22 protein-coding genes and 1 pseudogene are annotated in these 23,453 nt (G+C 64.7%); 15 read left to right on the top strand and 8 right to left on the bottom strand.

The genetic code is table 11. The features are described 5' to 3' along the window. Positions 1-41 precede the first annotated feature (41 nt). From B2246_RS12910 to B2246_RS12925, 4 genes are all read right to left on the bottom strand, one after another. Positions 42-1,181, bottom strand: a complete 1,140-nt coding sequence (locus B2246_RS12910) for a hypothetical protein (protein ID WP_035882986.1) — start codon at positions 1,179-1,181, stop codon at positions 42-44. 13 nt (positions 1,182-1,194) lie between these two features. Then, on the bottom strand, positions 1,195-1,893 hold the full coding sequence (locus B2246_RS12915) for a C39 family peptidase (RefSeq protein ID WP_008648909.1): 699 nt from the start codon (positions 1,891-1,893) through the stop codon (positions 1,195-1,197). Next, complete coding sequence (locus B2246_RS12920; RefSeq protein WP_008648910.1) at positions 1,890-2,351, bottom strand: hypothetical protein; 462 nt, start codon at positions 2,349-2,351, stop codon at positions 1,890-1,892. Before B2246_RS12920 ends, B2246_RS12915 begins: the two co-directional genes overlap by 4 nt. Positions 2,352-2,543: 192 nt before the next feature. Continuing rightward, positions 2,544-4,025, bottom strand: a complete 1,482-nt coding sequence (locus tag B2246_RS12925; protein ID WP_035882984.1) for a hypothetical protein — start codon at positions 4,023-4,025, stop codon at positions 2,544-2,546. Between the two features lie 699 nt (positions 4,026-4,724). On the opposite strand from B2246_RS12925, the gene B2246_RS12930 reads away from it, so the two are divergent. The 4 genes from B2246_RS12930 (at position 4,725) to B2246_RS12945 (ending at position 8,476) form a co-directional block, all read left to right on the top strand. Then, on the top strand, positions 4,725-5,507 hold the full coding sequence (locus B2246_RS12930; RefSeq protein WP_008648877.1) for a GntR family transcriptional regulator: 783 nt from the start codon (positions 4,725-4,727) through the stop codon (positions 5,505-5,507). 100 nt (positions 5,508-5,607) lie between these two features. Continuing rightward, the gene (locus B2246_RS12935) at positions 5,608-6,648 is read left to right on the top strand and encodes a tripartite tricarboxylate transporter substrate binding protein (RefSeq protein ID WP_008648876.1); all 1,041 of its coding nucleotides are present in this window, start codon (positions 5,608-5,610) and stop codon (positions 6,646-6,648) included. Continuing rightward, positions 6,645-7,967: a 3-isopropylmalate dehydratase large subunit gene (locus B2246_RS12940; RefSeq protein ID WP_008648875.1), complete on the top strand. Its 1,323-nt coding sequence runs from the start codon at positions 6,645-6,647 to the stop codon at positions 7,965-7,967. The genes B2246_RS12935 and B2246_RS12940 overlap by 4 nt, the downstream gene beginning before the upstream one ends. Then, positions 7,964-8,476 (top strand): 3-isopropylmalate dehydratase small subunit, encoded by a 513-nt coding sequence (locus B2246_RS12945; protein WP_008648873.1) that lies wholly within the window; start codon positions 7,964-7,966, stop codon positions 8,474-8,476. Before B2246_RS12940 ends, B2246_RS12945 begins: the two co-directional genes overlap by 4 nt. 9 nt (positions 8,477-8,485) lie before the next feature. Here B2246_RS12945 and B2246_RS12950 read toward each other — a convergent pair whose 3' ends face one another. Then, positions 8,486-9,268 (bottom strand): phosphoribosyltransferase, encoded by a 783-nt coding sequence (locus B2246_RS12950; RefSeq protein ID WP_286882451.1) that lies wholly within the window; start codon positions 9,266-9,268, stop codon positions 8,486-8,488. A 339-nt stretch (positions 9,269-9,607) separates the two neighbouring features. Here B2246_RS12950 and B2246_RS12955 point away from each other — a divergent pair, with 339 nt between their 5' ends. Further along, positions 9,608-9,772, top strand: coding sequence for a hypothetical protein (locus B2246_RS12955; RefSeq protein WP_008647793.1), 165 nt, complete (start codon positions 9,608-9,610; stop codon positions 9,770-9,772). Between the two features lie 86 nt (positions 9,773-9,858). Here B2246_RS12955 and cynS read toward each other — a convergent pair whose 3' ends face one another. Together cynS and B2246_RS12965 are read right to left on the bottom strand one after the other, a co-directional pair. After that, positions 9,859-10,302: a cyanase gene (cynS, locus tag B2246_RS12960; protein ID WP_286882450.1), complete on the bottom strand. Its 444-nt coding sequence runs from the start codon at positions 10,300-10,302 to the stop codon at positions 9,859-9,861. A 69-nt stretch (positions 10,303-10,371) separates the two neighbouring features. Continuing rightward, positions 10,372-10,512: a hypothetical protein gene (locus tag B2246_RS12965; RefSeq protein ID WP_017510937.1), complete on the bottom strand. Its 141-nt coding sequence runs from the start codon at positions 10,510-10,512 to the stop codon at positions 10,372-10,374. A gap of 518 nt (positions 10,513-11,030) precedes the next feature. Between B2246_RS12965 and B2246_RS12970 the strand changes: the two genes are divergently transcribed. The 6 genes and pseudogenes from B2246_RS12970 (at position 11,031) to B2246_RS12995 (ending at position 17,142) form a co-directional block, all read left to right on the top strand. Beyond that, positions 11,031-11,162, top strand: a complete 132-nt coding sequence (locus tag B2246_RS12970; RefSeq protein WP_008647799.1) for a hypothetical protein — start codon at positions 11,031-11,033, stop codon at positions 11,160-11,162. A gap of 62 nt (positions 11,163-11,224) precedes the next feature. Beyond that, positions 11,225-11,533 (top strand): hypothetical protein, encoded by a 309-nt coding sequence (locus B2246_RS12975; RefSeq protein WP_286882449.1) that lies wholly within the window; start codon positions 11,225-11,227, stop codon positions 11,531-11,533. An 830-nt stretch (positions 11,534-12,363) separates the two neighbouring features. After that, positions 12,364-13,295 (top strand): annotated as a pseudogene (locus tag B2246_RS12980) (response regulator transcription factor). Positions 13,296-13,474: 179 nt separating this feature from the next. Beyond that, positions 13,475-14,680, top strand: coding sequence for a GDP-mannose 4,6-dehydratase (gene gmd / locus B2246_RS12985; protein ID WP_035882978.1), 1,206 nt, complete (start codon positions 13,475-13,477; stop codon positions 14,678-14,680). Beyond that, the gene (locus B2246_RS12990) at positions 14,664-15,665 is read left to right on the top strand and encodes a GDP-L-fucose synthase family protein (protein WP_286882448.1); all 1,002 of its coding nucleotides are present in this window, start codon (positions 14,664-14,666) and stop codon (positions 15,663-15,665) included. The genes gmd and B2246_RS12990 overlap by 17 nt, the downstream gene beginning before the upstream one ends. A gap of 37 nt (positions 15,666-15,702) precedes the next feature. Further along, complete coding sequence (locus tag B2246_RS12995) at positions 15,703-17,142, top strand: hypothetical protein (RefSeq protein ID WP_286882447.1); 1,440 nt, start codon at positions 15,703-15,705, stop codon at positions 17,140-17,142. A gap of 144 nt (positions 17,143-17,286) precedes the next feature. Here B2246_RS12995 and B2246_RS13000 read toward each other — a convergent pair whose 3' ends face one another. After that, entirely contained in the window at positions 17,287-18,690 is a 1,404-nt protein-coding gene (locus B2246_RS13000) for a lipopolysaccharide biosynthesis protein (protein ID WP_008647812.1), read from the bottom strand. Positions 18,691-19,012: 322 nt separating this feature from the next. Between B2246_RS13000 and B2246_RS13005 the strand changes: the two genes are divergently transcribed. From B2246_RS13005 to B2246_RS13020, 4 genes are all read left to right on the top strand, one after another. Then, the gene (locus B2246_RS13005) at positions 19,013-20,275 is read left to right on the top strand and encodes a glycosyltransferase WbuB (protein WP_035882972.1); all 1,263 of its coding nucleotides are present in this window, start codon (positions 19,013-19,015) and stop codon (positions 20,273-20,275) included. Positions 20,276-20,417: 142 nt separating this feature from the next. Then, positions 20,418-21,038, top strand: coding sequence for a putative colanic acid biosynthesis acetyltransferase (locus tag B2246_RS13010; protein WP_008647820.1), 621 nt, complete (start codon positions 20,418-20,420; stop codon positions 21,036-21,038). 136 nt (positions 21,039-21,174) lie between these two features. Further along, entirely contained in the window at positions 21,175-22,227 is a 1,053-nt protein-coding gene (locus B2246_RS13015; protein WP_286964046.1) for a glycosyltransferase family 4 protein, read from the top strand. Then, the gene (locus tag B2246_RS13020) at positions 22,224-23,444 is read left to right on the top strand and encodes a glycosyltransferase family 4 protein (protein WP_286882445.1); all 1,221 of its coding nucleotides are present in this window, start codon (positions 22,224-22,226) and stop codon (positions 23,442-23,444) included. The genes B2246_RS13015 and B2246_RS13020 overlap by 4 nt, the downstream gene beginning before the upstream one ends. Positions 23,445-23,453 lie beyond the last annotated feature (9 nt).

Raw genomic sequence — 23,453 nt, forward strand, 5'->3', positions numbered from 1 at the left:
CCTTTCCACGACCAAAGTTTCCTGCGACTGCCTTGTTGGTGTTACTTCATGCCGGCCATTGTTGAGATGACACTGTTCAGCGCGGTGTTTGCCATTTGCGCGCGGAATGCCGCCAGCGTGTTCACGCTGGCGTTGATGGTCATCAGGCTCTGGATATTCTGGTTGTTGAGGGTATTCTGGATAACCGTGGCCGGCATGTTCGCTACCGAACCAACGTTCGCGGTGTTGGCCGCGCCGTTCTGTATCACCGTAAGCAGGCCGTTGGTGACGACCGTGCCCGCCGCCGCGACGGCCGTCGCAGCCTGTTGCTGCGCCACGCCGGCGGCGCCCGTTGCCTGAGCGATCCCGCCGCTTGCGGCTGCGGTAGACGTGGACGCAGCAGCGCCGGCGGCGCCTTGCGCGCTGGCTGCCGCGCCATTCGCTGCCGTGGTCGCGGATTGTCCCGCCTGCCCTGCCTGGCCCGTTGCAGCCTGGGCGGCAGCAATCGCCGCGCTCGCAATGCTGTTGGCGCCGGTTAAGGCAACCGTCACTGGCGCCAGGGCCTGCGCGAGTTGCGCGGCCTGGGCCGAGGTGATGCTGCTGATGTTGGGAATCGTGATGCTCGTGGCCACGGCCAGCGCGCCATTGACGAAGACGGCGCGATCAATACCGAAACCAACCTGCAACCCGGCGACATCAAAACCGCCACGCGATTCTTCAAGCCGCGCCTGCGCGACCGGCTTCCACCTGGCCATGTCGTCGCGTGCCTCGGCCACCTGCGTATTGGGCTCCCGCGTGGCCATTGTCATGGCAGCCACGAGCGTGTCCCCAATGGGGTGATGCCGCGCAACGGACGCCTTGTCCACCGGTTCTACTCCCCGCGCAGGCGCTTCGGCGATCGACTCGACAGCTTTTTCGGAAACGTTCTCCGTGACGTTGTCCGCAACGATGGGGTCTGCGGCACGCGCCGCCACAGTGATTGGGTCTTCGGATGGCGCCGACAGCTGTGTCGGCGTTGGTATTGCAGGCAGGTCGATGGCGGCCGAAGTCGCCACGCCCGCGGTATCGGCTGACTCGGGTGCCAGGGTCTCGACACCGGCGTGGGCATTGCCCGCGCAGGCCAGCCCCGCGCCAAGCAGCACGGCCGCGGTTGCCGACCTGGCCGTGCATCTTGATGCGGGTGAAATGGTTGTCTGGACCATGATGTTCCTCAGCTCAGAAATCGGCGGGGCCATGCTTTGGCATGACGGTGAAGAACAGACTGTCTCGCGGAACTCCCATCCAGTAAGGGCCCGACGGCGCCACGCGCCAGTCGGCTGCCAGGTTGAATCGCGCGCGGTCCGTGCGATTGTGGATAACGAACAGCAACTGGCTGTCCCAGATCTTTTCGAAGTGATCGCGCTCGATGGAGCGGGTACCACGCGCCGGGTCACCGACCAGCACGCGGTCGCCCTTGATCCCCTTGATCACGACGAAATGGTGATAACCGTTCTCGACGATCAGCACGATCGCCGGAATCTGCGCTTCCTCGAGCTTCGACAGCGGCAACTCGTAGCCGTCGGCCAGGAACCCGCGCGACTCGAGAAACCGCTTCATGTCGAGCAGCGAGAAACCTTCCGAGCGGATCTTGGCCTGATCGCCGTTGACATACATGTTGGCGAAGACCGTCTCTTCATTGACGGGGAATCCGTACTGAAAAGTCAGTAGCGTGGCCACGGCGGCCGAGCCGCAGCTGAAGTCATACTGCTGTCGGATGGTCGTGCGGAAGCGCGCTTCGCGCAGGCTGGTCACGGGCACCGTGTAAGAGTTGCCCTGATCGCCCGGAATGCGAATGGTATCGGCGCGGGCTTCGGCGATGCCACCCAGCGCCACCGCCAGCGTGGCGGCTGCCAACAGCAGGCTGCGCATGATCATTTGAACTGGACGTTGAGGATGGTCGCGTTCTGGATCAGTACGTTGTTGCCCGAATTCTGGATCACGGTCGGCAAACCCGCGGCATTGGCGAACGAACCGTCCGAGACATAATTGCTGCCCGACAGCGTGTTGATGGCGGCGTTGCCGCCCACGGTGCCGTTCAGGCGCATGTCGTTGACGACCAGTTCAGCGCCACCGCGCACGTCGTCGAGCTTGCTGCTCGCGACCGCATTGGCTGTCGTACCGAAAATATTCAATTTGGGGGCAGCATCCGGCGTTACCGCCGTCACGCTTGCCGCCGCGCCCGCCACGACAGTGGCTGCGCCCGAATCACTGCTTGCCGCCGCGACGGCCGTGGCGGATGCCTCGGCGACGGGTGGCCCCGCAATAGCCTGCGCAAACGGCCAGGCCAGGATGGCTGTCGACATTGCCAGGACAGCTCGGCGATGCAATCGCATGGTGCGTCTCCTCATGCCCCGAGGCACGGCCCCCCATCCGGGCCGCCAGCGTCGGAAGCGATTTCGGACCTACAGGCGTCTGATGCGGCAGAGCGGCCGACAAACGATGCCGTCGGCACGCACTGCCCCATCCGATTCAACCCTGCGGGTGCTGTACCGTTCCGTGCGGAACGGTACAGACGCTCGAAGGACTTACTTGCCGACTGCCAGGTTCGCCTGGACGTTGACGCTTTGTTGCACCAGCGACGACATGCCGCTGTTCTGGTTGGCAATCATGATGCCGGCTGCGGACTGGCCGACGCTGGACATCATGTTCGACATGTTGAAGGTGCCTGCATCGACATAGTTGGTGCCGCCGTTGCCGCCAGCGCCGCCAACCGCACCGTTGCCGGTACCACCCGTGCCGCCCATGCCCGCGCCACCAGCACCGCCTGCGCCAGACGAAGCGCCAACCGCGCCATTGCCTGCCGTTGCGCTGCCATTCGACGCCATGCTGCTTGCGCTGCCGTTAGTGGCCGCACCGCCAGCGCCACCGTTGCCGGCAACACTGTTCTGCGCACCACCGGCGCCGCCGGTCGAAGTCGCGGCGCCACCAGTTGCCGCGCCGGCAGTCGAGGTGTTGGCGCCGCCAGCACCGCCGGTGCCAGTGCCTGCGCCGCCTGCGGAGGCAGCGGTCGCTGCACCGCCAGCACCGCCAGCACCACCCGTGCCGCTAGCTCCGCCACCAGTACCCGAGGCCGTACCGCCAGTACCAGCGCCACCAGCACCCGCTGTCGCCGTGCTGTTACCAGCATTGCCATGGACCTTGCCGAGCGCGGCGCCTGCGCCGCTGCTGCCGCCCAGTCCACCGCTCGCGCCAAGCGCATCACCGCCACTACCCTTGGCGTTTCCGCCGTCGCCACCGAAGCCACCCAGGGCGCCAGCGCCCGAGTCACCGCCACTGCCCTTGCCGGAGCCACCGAAGCCGCCTACGCCAAGGCTCGCGGAGAGCGCGCCGCCACCATTGCTCTTGGCGTTGCCGCCATCGCCAGCCCAGCCAACGGCCTTGCCGCCTGCCGCGCCATCGCCAGCTGTTGCGCTGCCGTTGACGGCATAACCCGCCGTGGCGCTGCCGTTGACTGCCGAGCCGCCGCTGCCGCCGCCGCCACCAGCGCCGCTGGCGCCACCCGAACCACCCGAGCCGCCCTTGCCGGTGCCGCCATAGCCCGCGCCACCCTTGCCACCCGCTGCACCGTTGGCGCTGCCATTGTTGGTGGCAACGTTACCGATGTTGTGGATGTAGTTGCCAGTCACATAGCCTTCAAGCTTGCTGATGGCCAGCGCCTTGCTGGAGTTGAACGAGTTGGTGAAGTTGGCGGTAGCCGTACTGCCATTGGCCGCTGCGGCGTTGCCATAGCCGCTCATGTCCTGGTCGGTGTGATTCTTGGAGTTGGTGTTGGTATTGCTGGTGTTCTTCGTCTTGTTGGTGGTCGAAGTAGAAGAGTTGCCGTTCGCCTGAAGAGCCGTCGAACCATCATTCGCCGCGGCGCCGCCGCCATTCTGCGTGTTGCTTGTTGAGGACGCAGTCTGGGTGTTGTCGTGGCCGTTCGTGTTGTTGTTCGTCGGGTCTGCTAGCGCCTGGCCACTAATGCCCAGTGCCAGCGCAACCGCCGACGCAAGTAATGTCTTGTTCATACGTTGCTCCCAGGAGAATTGCACATTGCGGCTCAGCCTCCGGCCAACGCTCATACAGGCAGAACGCCGGCTGGAGGTTCAGGTCCCGCACGGTTGCCGGACCAGCCTTCCCCTGCGCATATTCAGTGCCAGCACGCATGGCGCGCGGCGCATCCCGTTGAAATACAAAGGCTGGCGCGGGTTTCTCCGGGAACTTTTTTCGTTGGTTGTGCGCCGCACATTCGCGCGGAACCTGTGCATGGGAGTAGACATGTCACAGCGGTGTGACACCGATTTTGGCCGTCAGGCGAACCGGCCCGTCGCGCCCGAAAAAAATGCCAGAAATTCAACGTGTTACGAAGGCACGAGTGACACGCTGAAGACGGCAACCCGCGTAACGACAGTGAAACAGCGATGCCACCGCCCCCCAACCACCACCCCTCAAGGTACCGGCAAGCCTGACCAGTCAGTGTCGGCTTCGTCATGCTGCAAGCGCGTGAAACCGGGCAGCGCGAGCATAAGTCGACGCCCCCGCGTGAAGGAATCGCCGCTGCGTCCCGTCTTTTCTTGCGTCTGGCGGACGTTCGATGCCGTCTCGCAACACATGTGGTCGCAGATTGTGCTTCGCACGCCGCGAGTGCGTTTGATGCTGGCCGCCATGTCTGATTTAAAGTACATTACACGCGTCTAGGACTTGTCAGCGCTTACGCAAGGGAAACCATGAGTGAAGCCGTCGTTCCCCTGTATCACCAGATTTACGTGGTGCTCCGCCAGCAGATCGTGGAAGGCCGCTTCGGCCAGGGCCCGCTGCCAGGCGAAATCGACCTTGCCAAGCAATTTCATGCTTCGCGCGTGACGATGCGGCGCGTGTTCGACCGTCTGGTTCAGGAAGGTCTGGTCCGCCGCCATCGCGGACTCGGGACATTCGTAAACCCGCATCCGGTCAGGCCGCAGGTCACCGAGGAGCGCGCCACGAGCCTGCTCGGCGCCATCATCGACATGGGCGAGAAGACTGCGGTCAAGGTCATCTCGATCGACGAGGTGCACGCCACCCCTGAAGTCGCCGAAGCGCTGCAGATCCAGGTGGGCGATCCCGTGGTGAAGATCGTGCGCGTGCGTCACTACCGCAACCGCCCTCTGTCCCATATCACGGTCTACCTGCCGATCGACCTGGGCCGCTCGCTGACCCGCAAGGATCTGGAAACGACGCCGATGCTGCGCCTGCTGGAAGCCGCCGGTGTGGAGCTGGGCCGCGCGTCGCAAGTGCTGACGGCCCGCCTGGCCGACGTGGTTGTGGCCCCGCTGCTCGACGTGCCCGTTGGCGGCGCGCTGCTGGCCGTGCGCCGCGTGGTGCTCGACAAGAATGGGCGTCCGGTGCAACTGCTGATGGGCCAGTATCGACCCGACCGCTACGAATACCGCATGGAACTGTCGCCGATGGGCGGCGGGGACAGCGCCAACGTGTGGGTAGAAAACGAAACCCGCACGGGCCTGCGCGACTGACCTGCGGGCGAGGCCGGGACCCACTCCTCGTACCGGCCACGCGACGAATCGGAATCGGGCGATACTGCGCACTCCACATCACAACCGAGGAGCTTTCGTCATGCCAGTCGTTCGCCCGGGCGAGCATCAGCCTGTCTGCAAGTCTGCCCTGCAATCCGCCAGCAGCCGACGGCGCGCATCCTGCGCCGCGCTGCTCGCGCTGGCCGCGTGGTGCATCGCGCCTTCCGCACAGGCCGCGCAAGCTGCGATCGCTGGCGGCAAGCCGATCCGCATCCTGGTAGGCGCGCCTGCGGGCGGCACCACCGACACGCTGGCACGAACGATCGCCCAAGAAATGTCGCAGACGCTGGACCAGCCCGTGGTGGTCGAGAACCGCCCCGGCGCAGGCGGCAATATCGCTGCCGACATGGTGGCCAAGAGCCCGGCCGACGGCACCACGCTGCTGATGAGCTTCACCAGCCATACGATCAACGCGACGCTGTACAAGAAGCTGCCGTTCGATCCGATCCAGGACTTCACGCCGATCACACTCGTGGCCACCGTGCCCAGCGTGCTGGTGGCACGGCCCAACCTGCCCGCCAACAACATCCCCGAACTGATCCGTCTGGCCAAGTCCGAGCCGGGCAAGCTGAACTTCGGCATTGGCGCGGTGGGATCGTCGGTGCATCTGGCCGGTGACATGTTCAAGATGATGACGGGCACGTATATCGTCAACATCCCGTACAAGGGCACCACGCCCGCCATCACGGATCTGCTCGCGGGCCAGGTTGATCTGATGTTCGCCAGCACGATCAACGTGGCGCAGCACGTCAAGGCTGGCAAGCTCAAGGTGCTCGGCGTGACCAGCCCGACGCCGCTGCCGCAGTTTCCGGGCGCGCAGCCGATTGGCGCCACGGTAAAGGGTTTCGAATCCAGCGCGTGGTTCGGCCTGTTCGGCCCGGCCAATCTGCCGCCGGAGATCACACAGGCGCTGTACCAAGCTGCGCGCCACGGGCTCGAGCAGCCCGCAGTGCGCAAGCGCCTGGAAACCGACGGCGCGCAACCCAGCGCCATGCCGCCCGAGACGTTCGCGAATTTCGTGAAGCAGGACGTCAAGCGCTGGGCCACGGTGGTGAAGTATTCAGGAGCCAAGCCCGAATGACCCTGCCGCACGGCAAGACCGCGGTCGACCCCAGCCAACTGCCCGCCACGCTCGCCCAGAAACTGGTCGCTCGCGCGGCAGGTGTGTCGCATGTCACGCCGGGATCGGTGGTGATGTGCAAGGTCGACCTGGCCATGTCGCACGACTCGAGCGGACCGCGCCGCGTGGCGCCACTGCTGCGCGAACTCGGCGCAAAGGTCTGGGATCCGTCCCGATTCGTGGTGGTCACCGACCACTACGTGCCTGCGGCCGACCCCGAAGCCGAATCGATCCTGCGCTTCACGCGCGACTGGGTGCGTGAAGCGGGCATTCAGAACTTCATCGACAACGAAGGCATCTGCCACGTAGTGCTGCCCGAGCGCGGCCATGTCCTGCCCGGTCGCTTCATCGTCGGCGGCGACAGCCACAGCCCCACGGGCGGCGCTTTTGGCGCGTACATGTTCGGCATAGGCGCCACGGAGATGGCCGGCGTGCTGGCCACGGGGGAGATCTGGCTGCGTGTGCCGAACACGATCCGGGTCGAGTGGCAGGGGACGCTGTCTGACGGCGTCTGCGCCAAGGACGTCATGCTGTTCCTGTGCGCCACACTGGGTATGGCGGGTGGCCGCTACGAAGTGATCGAATACACGGGGAACGCGGTAAAGACGCTGTCGATGCAGGAGCGCATGACGCTCACGAACATGAGCACCGAGCTTGGCGCGCAAACGGCGCTGATCGCGCCGGATGCCACAACGATGGCATGGCTTGCGGATGCCGGCGTCGATGCCGCCACGCTCGCCGCTATCGAACCGCGCCAGTGGCGCAGCGATGCGGACGCACCGGTACTGGCCACACATCGCTTCGATGCCGGCACGCTGGTACCGCAGGTAGCCGCGCCGCATTCGCCGGCCAACAGCGGCCCGGTCGACCAGGCCGCCGGCGCGCCGATCGAGATCGCCTATCTGGGCGCCTGCACCGGCGCCAAGCTCGAAGACCTGCGCATGGCCGCGCGGGTGCTGCGCGGGCGCAAAGTGGCATCGGGCGTGTCGTTGAAGGTCGCGCCCGCTTCGCTGCGCGACCAGCTGCAAGCGGCCAGCGAAGGGACGCTCGGCGTGCTGATGGATGCCGGCGCGGAGCTGCTGCCGAACGCGTGCAATGCGTGCGCGGGCTACGGCGCCACACGGTTTCCGGCCGGCAGCCGCGCCATCGCCTCGACTGCGCGCAACTTCCCCGGCCGCATGGGCGATGCAGGTAGCGCCGTATGGCTGGCATCGCCCATGACCGTGGCAGCCAGCGCCGCCACTGGCTGCATCACTGACCCGCGCAAGTTACTGGCATGACCCCGGCTCCGGATTTCCAACCCCCGCCCTCTGGCCGCATCTGGCGCTTCGGCGAAAACGTCGATACCGACGCAATGGCGCCGGGCCGATTCATGAAGGACGGGCTCGACGTGCTGGCGAGCCACTGCCTGGAAAACCTGCGACCGGAGTTCCCAGGCGCGGTCAAACCCGGCGACGTCATCGTCGCAGGCAGCAACTTCGGCATGGGGTCTTCACGTGAACAGGCAGCCCAGGCATTGAAGCATCTTGGCGTGGCGGCCGTGCTGGCGCCGTCGTTCGCCGGGCTGTTCTATCGCAACGCGATCAACATTGGCCTGCCGGTGCTGGTGTGCGCGGATACGACCGCATTGGCCGACGGAGCGCGAGCCACGTTCTTCCTGGATGCGGCAGAGATCAGGCTCTGCGATGGCCGGCGCATATCCTGCGAACCGGTGCCCGATTTCCTGCGCGCGCTGTTGCACGCGGGCGGGCTGGTGCCGCATCTCAAAGCACGCCTCAATAAAGTCTGAGACCTGGTCTCAGTGGGCAGCCGGTCCGTTGCTGAGGTGTCCTGACTCCCCACCTCCCGACACGCCACCATTGCGCGACCAGGCACCATGCGTGGCCATCGGCGGTGCGACGGCAGCGGCCTCGCGCAGCAGCGACAACGCCTCGTCATCCGAGGTCTGCGTGAAATCGAGATAGAACGCGCCGACCGCGCCAAAGTTCTCGGGGATATTCAGGCAGACCACGCGATCCGCCACGGCGCGGAGCGTGTCGAGGCCATCCACCGATCCCACTGGCACCGCCGCCACAACCTCCGCGGCGCCCGCCATGCGCACGGCGTCGAGCGCTGCGCGCATCGTCGCGCCAGTCGCCACGCCATCATCGACAACGATCACGCGCCGGCCCGCGATCGCGGTAACCGGGTGCCCCTGGCGATACCGCTGCTGTCGACGGCAGATCTCGCCAAGCTGACGGCCGCGTTCCGCATCGAACGCGCCAGCCTCCAGCGCGCGGCGTGCCCACGGGTCGTCGTTGACGACCGTATGCGGCCCGCTGCCACCGGCATCGCCCTCGACCACGGCGCCAAGCGCCAGTTCCGGATAGCCGGGCGCGCCGATCTTGCGCACGAGCAGCACATCAAGCGTCGCGTCGAGCACGCGCGCGACATCGTAGGCAACGGGAACACCACCGCGTGGCAAGGCCAGCACAAGCGCTGGATCGCCATCATGTGACCGGCAGTAGCCAAGCGCGGCGAGATGACGACCGAGGTACTGGCCCGCCTCGCGGCGGTTGGCAAAACATGGCGGAAGACTCATGACGGGCTCCCCCAGGCTGGCAGGAAAGATGGGATGCAAACCGCGCCGGGCGCGGCTCCACAGCCACTATAGTCCTGGCCGAACAGCCCGGCGGCGCTTTGTTCGCGCTGTCTTTGCGACACGACAAACCCACAACATATGCAGGGCCGTTGTTGTGACGAAGGCGCTTGATACGCGGTGCATACCCGCGATTGATGGTGGAACTGGAACAGTCTTTTCGGGCGGACGCCGCTGATTCCTCCGCCAGGCTTGGGTACGATGCACTGCGTGACGGCAATCCCGTCCGGTTCCTTGACACGCGGCGCCCAGGCGGCCCGCCCTGAATGAGTGAGCGTTACCGTGAATCCGCAACAGATCTCCCGCACCAACGACGAGGCCATGCAACCGGAGGCCGACCTCGACATCCCCTTCGGCTCGCTCGACGCGGCCGCCATGGCCGAGTTGCCGTACACGTTCCGGCAAACCGGCACGTGCACGCGCTACTACCAGGAGTTCTTCGGCTGAGTTTGGGAATATGGGAATGGCGGCGGGCCGGGTGCAACCGGCCGCCGCGAAGCCGCGTCTGGCGCCTGTAGCCCCTGCCTCCGCCGTCAGTAGGTCTTGTACGGCAGGAATTTGCCGGACATCTCGATGCGAACGCGATCGCCGTTGGGATCGGGTTCGCGCTGCAGGTCCATGCGGAAGTCGATGGCACTCATGATCCCGTCGCCGAATTCCTCGTGAATCAATGCCTTGAAGGTCGTGCCGTAGACGCTGATCAGTTCGTAGAAGCGATAGATCAGCGGGTCTGTAGGCACCTGCGTGGGTAGCGAACCCTTGTAGGGCACGGCACGCAGCCACGGTTCAGCCTCGGCGGGCAGCCCAAAGATATCCATCACGGCGCGGGCGCCGGCTTCATCGAAGGCCATCTGGCCCAGGCAGGCCGCGGTCGTCCATTCCTTGCTCTTGCCGACACGTTCGGCTACATCGGCCCATCGAATGCCACGCAGCACCTTGGCTTCGATAATCAGGTCGGTCACGTCACTACGATTCATGGTCTCTCCGTTCGTCATGGATGAATGCGGAGAGGACGTGAACACCGGCGCGCCTGTGCTCGCCTATGGCTATGGCACCTGGGTGCGATCGATGACCGCCACGGCATCCGCGCCATCGACGCCGCCGTGGGCACGGGCGAATTGCGGCACGGTAAGCGGGCTCAGACCTTCAAGCGCCTGCAAGACCAGCACGATGAGCATGACCGGCATGACGTCCTCCCTCGGGATTACGGCGAACTCATTGGCGCAAACTTCATGCCACCGGGCCAGCGGCATCCGCGCCCTGCTTTTGACGCATCGTGGGGCAATCCGGACACAGGCCGCCGCCACGGACACGCATTGCGCACCATGTCCGGGCACCCGCCGATTCCGGCTCAACCAGCGAAAGCGTACCCGTTTCTGCGTCCAACGTGGGGAACGTCTCCTGCGATGACAGGGGTCCTCCGATACCGCAGCCGAGCCCCTCGCATCGGAAAATCTTTGCACGACTCATTTCCGATGTAACGCCACATTATTTGGCGCTCGATCAAGTGTGCCTGTCGGAGCGTTCGCGTCACATTCCTCCAAACCCTTTCCAGTCAAGGGCTGGCGGGTTATCTGTCAGGTCAGAAAACAGGTGGTCGGCGCGTTGCGGCGTGAGAGACCGTCTTACAAGTGCAACCGCGCAAGAGAAGAGGCCGTCGCTAGAGTGAAGCCGTGTTCAACGCGAACCGGATATGGAGCCCCGAATGAAACGCGCACTCACCCTGGCCTTGCTGCTCGTCACCACCAGCGCCCTGCTTTCCGCGTGCATCGTGGTGCCGCCGCGCGGACCGCATTATCACTACGACCACTATGACCGCTATGGCGGCCGCTACTGAGCCCGCTGGGCCCGGATGCAGCCAACACCGGTTTCCGACTCAACGCTAGCCAAGGAGACATCATGAAACGCCAGCTACTGCTCGCCGCCGCCGTGCTTGCCGCCGGCAGCGTCTTTGGACTGATTTCGCCGGGCGCCCAGGCGCACGACAACTACTATCGAAGCCCACCGCCGCCCCCGCGACACGAGGTTCGCCCCGCGCCACGGCCCGGCCATGTCTGGGTACCGGGTCACTATGACCACGCTCGGGACAACTACGCCTGGCGCGGCGGCTACTGGCAATCGGCACGGCCGGGCTACCGCTACGTGCCCGAGCGCTGGGAGCGTGGCCCGCACGGGTGGTATAAGCGCCCGGGCTATTGGGACCGGTAAGGGGCCGGTCAGGGGCCGATAAGGGGCCGATAAGCCGCACGGGCGACCGGCTCCGCCAGGTGGGCGCGATCGGTAAACGGCAGCCTGGCGTTGGTCGGGGCATGGGCATGTGACCCCGACCAACGCCAGGTTTGCCAGCCGATCGGTCTCATCGAGGGTGGTGGGAACCCGGGAGACGTACGGCCGACAGGCAATCTTTTATCTCCTACTGAAGTGGGGTACATCCCTCATCCATTTGAACTAGTGCGACTCCCATTCCGCGTCAACCCGATGTCCGGATATATGGCATAAATGCCCTTTTTCATGGGTTTCATCATTGTGTCAGCCAGCACGATATTCGTTAATGCCACACCCCCCAACCGGGTGAATAATTGATAATTGTCAGACCACTTTCATTCAAATCGGTTGCATCGGTGAAACATTCTCGGGAATCACTGTATCAAGCGTGAAACCCTTGTGACAGCACGTCCAGCAAGGCTTAGCGGGCAGGCACGCCACCAAATGAATGAATCTGGAGACGGATTATGAGGCGGACTTCATTCCATCCTGACAGCGCCTCTAATCCAGCCGCTTGCAATCAGATCAACCAGCCCATAAGATGAATTTAAGTTCGATTTTGGAGCGAGATTTTCTTTCGGGTTTGGGTTCGGGTCATACTTCCGGTCGCGCGGACAAGTCCATCCTGACAAATGGACAAAGACTGACACGGAAGCACGGGGTTGGCGCAGTTTCGCGGCACCGCCATTGGGGCGGCTGTCTGTCCTGACGCAGCAATGATTCCCGCAAGCAAAGCATCCCGCAGCTCGCCCATGAACGGGGAGTGAAGAAGAATGAACGCCTTGCTTATCGAGGAGCATCCATTGCTCCGGCTCGGGCTGTTGCAGATGCTCGAGACCATTCAGGAAATTTCGGTCACGTACTTGCATTGTCGCCAGCTGACGTTGTCCGAACTGAAGTACCTCATCGAAATGCCGAACTGCTGGTCTTTGGCATGCCCGGCGACCAAGCCTCCGGATGGGCGCAACTCGAACAGGCGCGCGAGCGTCTGGCGCCGCAACGCATCCTGGTGCTGGCCGACGCCTTGCCGCTGCACGTGCCCAACGCGGAGGCCGCACGCGGCATCTGCGGATGCCTGCCGAAGTCCACATCGCTGCCCGTGATCGAGGCCGCCATCCGGCTGACCATCTCGAGCGTGCAGGGCCTGATGCTCGCAAGCGAGGTCTGCGCGACGCCGTCGGCATCGCGCTCGGCCATGCATGCCACGCAATCGCTGGCATCGGCTGCGCCATTGCCGCTGCCACCGGCCATGCAGGAGCCGCTTTCGCCCGGCGCTTGCGCCAACGTCCTGCGCACCACCGTTGCCGTGCGCGACCTCACCAGTCTGCGCCCGGGCCAGCCGATCAGTTCGTCGGCAACCCCGTTGTCGCCGATGGTCGAGGAGGAGCCTGGCTACGATGAAGCAGAGATGCTGCAGATCACGCCGCGCCAGTACGAAGTGCTGGTGCTGCTGGCACGCGGGTATCCGATCAAGACCGTCAGCCGGATGCTCAATATCTCGGTGGCCACCGTGAAGAGCCACGCCTGCACGCTCTATCAGCGCCTCAAGGTTCGCAACAAGGGAGAAGCCGTGTATGCGGCATTGCAGCGCGGTGCAACGCTCGAGTGGGTCCATGGCGACGAACACTCGGCTCGCGACGGCGGTGTGCGGCGCGTGATCGCCCGCGGCCCCGACGCGCAGTACGACACCAGCGTGCCTGCCTGAGTCTCCGGATTTCCCGGCCCCCTCCCATACGGGCGCCTTCCTCGGAAGGCGCCCTTTTTCATTGGGCATGGCACATTGGGCACGTCACGCCCGGGCGCTGCCACTGTGTGGGGTAGCAGACAGTGGCTTCAGGACACCCCCCCTACAGTCCGCGTATTGCTAACCAAAATGTGACTGTCATGGGCGTAAACGAACTGGACAACCTCTTCGACGCGGCAGACAAGCCCGACGATGCATCGACGCCACGCGGCGCCAATGGCCGGCGCCGGGCACTGATCACCGGCATCACTGGCCAGGACGGTTCGTACCTGTGCGAATACCTGCTCGACAAGGGATACGAAGTCCACGGCATCAAGCGGCGCAGTTCTCTGTTCAATACCGAACGTATCGATCATCTGTACGAGGACCCGCAAGCGCCGGACCGCAGACTGATCCTCCATCACGGCGACATGACCGATACGGCGAGCCTCGTGCGCGTCGTGCAGCAGGCCCGCCCCGACGAGGTCTACAACCTCGCGGCGCAGAGCCACGTGCAGGTGTCATTCGAAGAGCCCGAGTACACCGCCAACACCGACGCCGTCGGCACGCTGCGCCTGCTCGAGGCGATGCGGATTCTCGGCATGGAGCAAAGCACGCGCTTCTACCAGGCATCCACGTCCGAACTGTATGGGCTGGTGCAGGAGATTCCGCAGAAGGAAACCACGCCGTTCTATCCGCGCAGCCCGTATGCCGTAGCCAAGCTCTACGCCTACTGGATCACCGTGAACTACCGCGAAGCCTATGGCATGTACGCGTGCAACGGCATCCTGTTCAATCACGAAAGCCCTGTGCGCGGCGAAACGTTCGTCACCCGCAAGATCACGCGCGCCATCGCGCGCATCGCGCTGGGCCTGCAGGAAGTGCTCTATCTTGGCAACCTGTCCGCGCTGCGCGACTGGGGCCATGCGCGCGACTACGTCGAGATGCAGTGGCTGATGCTGCAGCAGGAAACGCCGCGTGATTTCGTCATCGCCACGGGCGAGCAACACAGCGTGCGCGAGTTCGTCACGCTCTCCGCGCAGAAGCTCGGGCTGACGGTCACCTTCGAAGGCAGCGGCGTCGACGAGGTCGGCATCATTTCTCATATCGACGCCTCGCGCCGCGAGTTGTCCTCCCGCTGCAAGGTCGGCGACGTGATCGTGCGCGTGGACCCGCGCTACTTCCGCCCGACCGAAGTCGAGACGCTGCTGGGCGACCCAACGCAGGCACGCGAGCAACTGGGCTGGTCCCCACGCATCACGTTCGACGAACTGGTGCACGAAATGATCGAAGCGGACTTCGTGGCCGCGCGGCGTGACGCGCTGGTCAAGATGGCCGGCTTCAGGACCTATGACTACCATGAGTGACGCCCGCCCGAGAGTGTTCGTGGCCGGCCATCGCGGGATGGTCGGTTCCGCGATCGCGCGCGCGCTGGCCGCGCGTGGCGACGTGGAACTGGTCCTGCGCACCCACCGTGAACTGGATCTGACCGAACAGCGAGACGTGCACCAGTTCTTCGCCACCGAACGGATCTCGCAGGTCTATCTGGCGGCCGCGCGCGTGGGCGGCATCCATGCCAATAACGTCTATCCCGCCGAGTTCATCCAGCAGAACCTGACGATCGCGGCCAACGTGATTCACGAAGCCTGGCGCGGCGGTGTCGAGCAGTTGCTGTTCCTGGGGTCGAGTTGCATCTATCCGAAGTTCGCGCCGCAGCCCATCCAGGAATCGGCGTTGCTGACCGGTGCGCTGGAGCCCACCAACGCGCCGTACGCGATCGCCAAGATCGCCGGCATGATGATGTGCGACAGCTACAACCGCCAATACGGCGTCGACTACCGGAGCGTGATGCCCACGAACCTCTATGGTCCGGGCGACAACTACCATCCCGAGAACAGCCACGTCATCCCGGCATTGATCCGGCGCATCCACGAGGCCAGGCTAGCTGACGCGCCGGAGGTTGCCGTGTGGGGCTCCGGTGCGCCGATGCGTGAATTCCTTCACGCCGACGACCTTGCCCGCGCCTGCCTGCATGTGATGGACCTGCCCCAGGCATCGTACCGGGCGCATACGGAGGGCGCCGGGTTCCTGAACGTCGGCAGCGGCGAAGAAGTCTCGATTCGACAGCTGGCGCTGCTGATCGCGCGCGTTGTCGGCTATCGCGGCAACATCGCATTCGACCCGACACGCCCGGATGGCACGCCACGCAAGATGCTCGACTGCGGCCTTATCAACGCAACCGGCTGGCAGCCGCAGGTGTCGCTGGAATCCGGCCTGCGATCGACCTACCAGGACGCGCTTTCGAGCGGACGGCTCAGCGTCGAGCCGGAAGCGCTGGCCACGCCAACCTAGCGGTTCGAACGAGCCAAGCGACTCCTGGGAGACCGACATGCGTTTGCAGCGCAACTTCGTATGGGACACCCTGCTGGCGGGAACGCTGTTGCTGATCGTCGGCTACTGCCATGCGATATCGCATATGGACTCGCCGATGTTGCTGCTGTCGACCCTGATGCTGACCGCGATGGTCATCATCCACTGGTTGCTGCACGTACGGGAACGCGTCCCATCGCTGGCGAACTCGAGCGTGCTGCTCTTCGAGACGTTGTTTCTCGTGGTAGCCCCCTCCGTGCAGCGCGCCTATTACGAATGGCATATGGTCAACACGGCCACGCTCGAGGAAAGCCTGGCGGTGAGCACCAACCTGCTCTGCACGCTGTTCGTGATGACCTACGTTGCCACGCGGTACTACATGCAGCGGCGCGACCAGCACCGGTCACGCACGCATCGGCCACGTCCACCCACGTTCGTGCGCACGCTGCGCCTGAACGCGCCGCGCACGTTCGTGTTGCTGGGCGTGGCGGCAGTAGCCGCAATGCTGTCCTGGCAGACCATTGACCTGCGCGCGCAGTCTGAAGTGATCGAAGCCACGCCGCAGTACCTTCTGGTGCAGAAGTACCTCTGCTTCATGCCAGTGCCGATGCTGCTGATGCTGGTCAACGTGAAGGGGCGCAAGATGCTGCGCCACCCGTTCTGGCTGCTGGTCACGCTGTTCGTGCTGGCCTGTGTGCTGATCTCCCAGAATCCGCTGATCGAGAAGCGCAACGCCATCGGGCCGATCTACCTGAGCCTGTTGCTGATGTTGATGCCGTGGTTCTCCCGCACGCCTCGCCGCCTGGTGTCGACGCTCGTGCTTCTGACCGGTGTCTTCTTTCCGTTGCTGTCGATCTTCACGCACGCCGACCTGTCGGCATGGCAGCCGTCAGAGATTCTCGATCCGTGGCTGTATTTCTCGCACTTCCTTGATCTGCACTACGACGCCTGGGCCAACATCGCCACGGTCATCGAGATGGTGAACCGCGACGGCCTGAGCTACGGCCACCAGTTGGCGGGCAGCCTGCTGTTCTTCGTGCCACACACGCTTTGGGAGACCAAGCCGCTCGCCACGGGCATCGAGATCGGTCAGTTCCTGATGGCGTACTACAAGCTCGACTTCGACAACCTGTCGGCGCCGCTGATCGCGGAGGCCTACATCGACTTCTTCGCGTTTGGCGTGATCGCCTACGCGATTGCGCTGGCGTTTATCGTGCGGCTGCTGGACAAGCTCTGCCGTAGCGGCGGCATCATGGCGCTGCCCGCCGGCATCTATTTCTCAATCTTCCTGATCTTTGCGCTGCGCGGCGCGCTGATGATCGCCATGGCCTACGGCAGCGGCGCCTTGATGGCGTTTCTCACCATCGGCTGGTTCGTTTCCGGCAAGCGCAGGCTCCATACCCGGCGCTCCCGCAATGTTCGCCCGCTGGGCCCCACGCCGGTCCGTCCTGCCATCTAGTCAATTCGCTTCGATTGCGTTTGCGCTTGCGTTTGCAGGGCCCGCCGGTATCTACGTCGGCGAGTTCAAAGCGAACCCAGGCGGGTCCCTCCCCTCGCATTGCCCATGCCACGCTCCGGCACCGCCGGAGCGTCAGCCAACGTCTCAGTGCTGCGCATCCAGCGAGCCCCGGCTCAGCCGCACGATGGCCTGCGTCGGCATCATCCAGAGGGCGGTCATGGCATTGGCCGCGATCAGTGCCTCCACCACGTGCGGGAAGCTGACCGCATCGGCAAAGTACAGGATGGTGCAGAGCACGCCGGCAGCCAGAAATTCGGCCATGCCGATGTTGCCCAGGCTGACGAACGCCTTCGCGCCCATCAGCACCGGCGTGCTCGCCGCCGACGTTACCAGCAGGGCGAAGTAGACGGCGCACAGCGTAGCGAGCTTGTTGGAGATCGGGTATTCGCCGGCCGTCCACAGCGACACCGCCGCACCACCCACGAATGCCGCACCGATGATGGCCAGCAGCCCGTAGGCCACGTAGCACGTGGCCAGCTTGCGATAGATCCTGATCACCCACTGCCAGTCGCCCGCCAGCATGTTGCGATGAATGATCGGCCAGAGTGGCTGGTTGATCATGTAGACAAAGCTGTGCAGCAGCAGGTTGGCGCGAAAGAGCAAGGCGAGCAGCGCGGCATCGCGCGGCATGTCGGTTTCGTAGCACAGCAGCACCGCGCCCTGCTGCAGGAAAACCACAGCCAGTTGCGCCTGCAGGAGCGACCAGGAATTGCGTGCCAGCTCACGCGCGAATGCCTTGCCAGGAAACGCATGAGGCCATCCGGCGCGTACCACCACGCCGATCATGTTCACCACGCGGATCAGGATGAAACCGGCCTGGCTGGCGACGAACAGCAACGTCACATCGACATGTTCCTCGCCGGGCGGGCGGAAATAGGTCACCAGCAGGATGAACACGACGTTCAGAATGCTGCCCGCCGCGGTGATCAGGTTGTTCACGTGCTGACGATGCTGCCCCTGGTTCACCGCCTCGCCCACGGAGAGCACGGTCAGCATCGCATAGCAGACCAGGGCCGCGGTGAAGAGACTGTAGTGCCTGGCGGAGAACAGGTTGATGCCACTTGTTTCGAGTACCGGCCGCAGGATCAGCACCAGCAGGATCAGCGACGCGAAGATCGCCGACAGCCCCACCCACGACACCGTCAGCACCCCTGCCAGTTGCCCGCGCCGCCGATCGTCGGCCGCGATGGAAGTAACGGTCGGCCAGATACCGATCGCCACCAGCGACAGCCATGCCGTCACGCCGAAGTAGACCATCATCGCGCTGAAATCGTCGGTGTCCAGCACCCGGGCGAAGAGCGGAATGCTGACGGCCTGCAATCCTATGCTGCAAACCTTCGACACCATCGAGCTTGCCACGGCCAGGCGCAACGCCCGCTTGGCCTCGCTGGCCCGCTCCGCGGCCGCGCCGTACTGCCCGCCTTGCGCGGCCGCCGCCATCCCGGTTTCGGTTTCACCCTCCAGCAACTCCCCCTTGATGGTCGTCACACATACCTCCAGATAGCCAGCCTTCAGATTGATGTTCGCCGATGCCGTTCATGGCATCGGCTCGGAAAATAGGGACGCGCGGACACGCACGATGCAGGACCGCCCGGCATTGGAGCCTAGTCCCCTGGCCCATCCGCTTCTGTTCGCTCGCGCACAACCGTGCCAGGTGCTGGCGCGTGCGTGCGGAGGCGAACGTTCCCTTCCGGCGACTCTCCCTACACTTCGCACGTGAATGACCTGCCTTGTCGCACTGACCAACGGTGGGTCCCGAATGGATACCTCCACCCTGACCAGCCCGGGGCGGCAGTACTGAAGTAGACCGATGAAAATCCTGCTTTATTGCCTCAACTACGCGCCGGAACTGACTGGTATCGGCAAGTACACCGGAGAACAGGCCGAATGGCTTGCCGCGCGCGGGCATCAGGTGCGCGTGATCACGGCGCCGCCCTACTACCCTGCCTGGAAGATCGACCGGGCATACCGGGGCCTGCGCTACCGGCGCGAGATGCGCCACGCCGTCGACGTCATGCGCGCGCCACTGTGGGTGCCTGAGCGTCCGTCCGGCGTGAAGCGACTGCTGCATCTCGCGTCGTTCGCCGTCACCAGCCTTGGATGGCTGGCTCGCCAGGTGGCATGGCGCCCCGACGTGGTGTTCACGGTCGAGCCGCCATTGTTCTGCAGCCCCGCGACGCTGCTATTCGCCCGGCTCACCGGCGCGAAGGCATGGCTGCATATCCAGGACTACGAGGTCGATGCCGCCTTCAAGCTGGGGCTGCTCAAGGGCGGCCTGCCGCAACGCATGGCGAGTACGTTCGAGCGCTTCATCATGCGGCGCTATGACCATGTGTCATCGATCTCGCACACGATGGTGGCACTGGCTCGCCAGAAAGGCGTGGACGCCACGCGCGTCTCCATGTTGCCCAACTGGGTAGATCTGGCGGCACTGGCGCGCCGTGGCGAGGCGGATTTCCGCGCACGCCTTGGGATACCGGCGAACGCCGTCGTGGCGCTATATTCCGGCACCATCGGCACCAAGCAGGGCATCGAGATCCTGGCCGACGCGGCGCGGCACCTGTGCTCGCGCGATGACCTTCATTTCATCATCTGCGGCGCAGGCTCCGGCGTGCCGGCATTGCGCACGCAATGCGAAGGCCTGGCACGCGTGCATTTCCTCCCGCTGCAATCGGCCGAAGACTTCCCGGCGTTGCTCGATTGCGCCGACATCCACCTGATGCCCCAGCGGGCCGACGCCGCCGACCTCGTGCTGCCGTCCAAGCTCACGAACATGCTCGCCAGCGGCAAACCTGTGGTGGCCACTGCCGCACCGGACACCGAACTGGGCAAGCTGGTCATTCAGTTCGGCTCGCTGGTCGAACCCGGCAACAGCGTGGCAATGGCCGATGCCATCGCGGCGCTGGCCGACGATCCGCCGCGCCGTCAGGCACTTGGGGCGGCCGGAAAGGCGTGGGCAGCCGCTCATCTCGACCGGGACGCCGTGCTGGCGGAATTCGAGCGAACGTTGCTGCGATTGCGTGCCCCGCGTGGCGTAGCCGATCAGGCCGCCGCCGACCTGGCCGGGAAATAAGGCCGGGCACACGTCATGTGGCCGCTTTGTGGTCTGGCGTACGGTACGCACGCCAGCGCGCGGCCATGATGAAACCATCGTCACCGGCCTGACCGGGAACAAGGCTCGGGCTGGTTCCAGCCCGGCATTAGGAGCCTGCTGTATGTTTCAGGACCTGTCGACTTTCCGCATGCCACCCGGCTTCCGTGGCCGCTCCGCCGTTGTCGTGCAGCTGTGGTGGTGCGTCCAGAGCCTGTTCTTTCACCACTCTCCGCATTTCGCCAACGGATTCCGCTGCTGGCTGTTGCGTCGCTTTGGCGCGCGCGTGGGCCGTCATGTCGTCATCCGGCCCAGCGTCCGCATCACCTATCCGTGGAAGGTCAGCATCGGCGACTACGCGTGGATCGGCGACGGCGCCGAGCTGTACAGCCTGGCCGAGATCGAGATCGGCAATCACGCAGTGGTATCCCAGTTCAGCTACCTGTGCGGCGGCGACCATGACTACCGCAGCAGCGACTTCGCCATCCAGGGACGCCCTATCCGCATCGCGGACGAGGCGTGGGTGGCCAGCCACACCTTTATCGCGCCGGGCGTCAGCATCGGCAAAGGCGCCGTGATCGGCGCCCGCAGCGCGGTATTTACCGACATGCCTGCCGGCATGCTCTGCGTGGGCAGTCCTTGCCGGCCGTTGCGGCCACGCCTGGACACTGCCCCGCGGAACCAGACGCGTCCGCATTCGCAGGCGGCCGCGCCATCAGAACGAGATTCCGCTCAAGTCAACTAGATAACGGGAATGCGGAAACCAAACAGGGAACTCATGGCTGCCAATGATCGACATCTATCACAACATCCTATGGCCTAGGTACAAGGGAGCCGTATTCAGCGAAGCTTTCTCTCACGCACACAAAGCCGGGCATAAGGTGCGCTTCTTCCATATCTCGTCCACGGGATACGGGCGCACGGCCTACAGCAGCGTCGACACCAGTTATCACCGGTACCCGTACGAGATTCTTTTCGATGAACCGTACGAGGCGATTCCGACGTGGAAGATGTCGCTACGGCTCATGCGCGAGGTCTGGCGTTCGAAGAACCGTCTGATCCTGATGCCTGGCTACCATCGCGTGGAGTTCTGGGCAATGCTGGTAGCGTGCATGTTGAGTGGCAAGCGTCGTGCCGTGTTCTGCGATTCCACCATCCAGGACCAGGTCGACCATCCGATGAAGCGGCGGCTGAAGCGGTTCTTCTTCAGCCGGTGCGATGGCGTGTTCGTCTACGGCCGACGCTCCGCCGAGTACGCGATCGCGATGGGTGCCGACCCCACGAAAGTTATCTGCCATTGCCAGGCCGCCGCGCTGCCGCACTCGTACAACGCGGCCGAAGCCACCCGAATGCGGATCGCCAACGCGCCGACGGCGGAGGCGCCACGTTTCCTGTTCGCGGGCCTGGTATGCCGCGCCAAGGGCATCGAGGACCTGCTCCGGGCGTTCGTGGAAGTGCGCAGGCAACTGCCGGCCGCCACGCTGGTACTGGCGGGGCCTGTCGTCGAGGCCGACCAGTTGCCGGAACTGGCCCGGTCACTGGGCCTTGGCGACGCCGCGCAATTCCTGGGCGCCATGGATATCGATCAACTGGCGCAGCAGTACTCGCGTGCGACGTGCCTGGTACTGCCGAGCCACACGGAAGCCTGGGGCCTGGTCGTGAACGAGGCGCTCAACTATGGCTGCCCGGCGGTGGTCAGCGATTGCTGCGGTTGCATCCCCGAACTGATCAAGGAAGGCCGCACGGGCCATACGTTCGTGACGCGCGACGTCGCGGATCTGGCGCGCGTGCTGTTGAAGGCGACCAGCAGCTTCGCCGACGTCCAGGCCACCATGCGGAACTGCGTTGATGTGGTGCGAAAGTACACACCCGCCCGCGCCGGCCGGTCCATCATCAAAGGCTGCCAGAAGATACTGAAGAGGGCCCGAACATGACGATACCCAATACCCTCGGCCCCATCGCCCGGCAGCCAGTCGACGATGACATCCCGCCCTCGCCGGCGCAGTCTCTCGCGCAAGCTGGCGCGCCGGCAGCAGTTGCGCGGCCGGTGCTGTTCCTCGGGCCGCTCCCGCCGCCGCATCACGGCTTCTCAGCATCGAACCAGCGCATGGTGGACCAGATTCGCCAGCACGCGCCCGTCGTGGTGCTGGACGTCGCGCCACGGGCGTCCGGCCGGTTCGGCGGCCGGTTTGGCGGTCTGCAGGCGCTGGGCAATCGCGCACGGCAACTCTGGCGCATGGTCCGGCTCGTGACGGACGGCCAGCTCGCCAACCGGCCGCATACGCTGTACATGGGGCTCTCGGGCGGTCTTGGCCAACTGCTCGACGCGCCTTTCGTGGCACTGGCGCACTGGTCGGGCATGGCCATCTACTTCCATCATCACAGCTTCGCGTACATCAACCGGCCCACGTGGTACACGCGCCTGATCCTGCGTTGCGCGCCGCGCGGCAGGCATCTGACGCTGTGCGACCGGATGCGCGCGGAACTGGCCCGCCTCTACCGGCTGACCCCGGACCGTGTCCAGGTACTGTCCAACCTGAGCCTCATCGACCTGCCTGCATCGACATCGACAGAGGCGCCGGTCCGCCGGCATTCGGAAGTGATCAACGTCGGCTTCCTGTCAAACATCACCGCCGCCAAGGGCATCTTCACATTCCTGGAGGTGGTGCGACTGGCGCAGGAGATCGGCATCCCGGTTTGCGCGCGGATCGCGGGGCCAGTGGCACGCGATATCCGCGCAAGGTTCGACACGGAATTGGCCCGCACGCCCTGCACACGCTACCTCGGTCCGATTCATGGCACGGAGAAGGAGGCGTTCTTCCAGGAAATCGACGTGCTGATGTTCCCCACGACCTATCACAACGAGGCGGCCCCGCTGATCGTGCTTGAGGCGCACAGCCATGGTGTGCCCGTCGTCGCGCATGATCGTGGCTGCATCGGGTCCATGATCGACGAGCGCAATGGCGTGCTGGTGCCGGCCGACGCGGACTTTGCCGAAGCCGCCATCGCTTACCTGCGGAACATGATGTTCGCGCACTCGCAGGCCGAATCGCAGCGTGCGGCGCTGCTCGCCGACTTCCAGGCTCAACGCGAACGCGCCGAGGCCGTTCTGGCGCGTGCGGTGGCGGATATCAGCCACTGCCCCGACTGACCGGGGCAG

This window comes from Cupriavidus sp. UBA2010, from assembly GCF_002335265.1.
Classification (GTDB): domain Bacteria; phylum Pseudomonadota; class Gammaproteobacteria; order Burkholderiales; family Burkholderiaceae; genus Cupriavidus; species Cupriavidus metallidurans.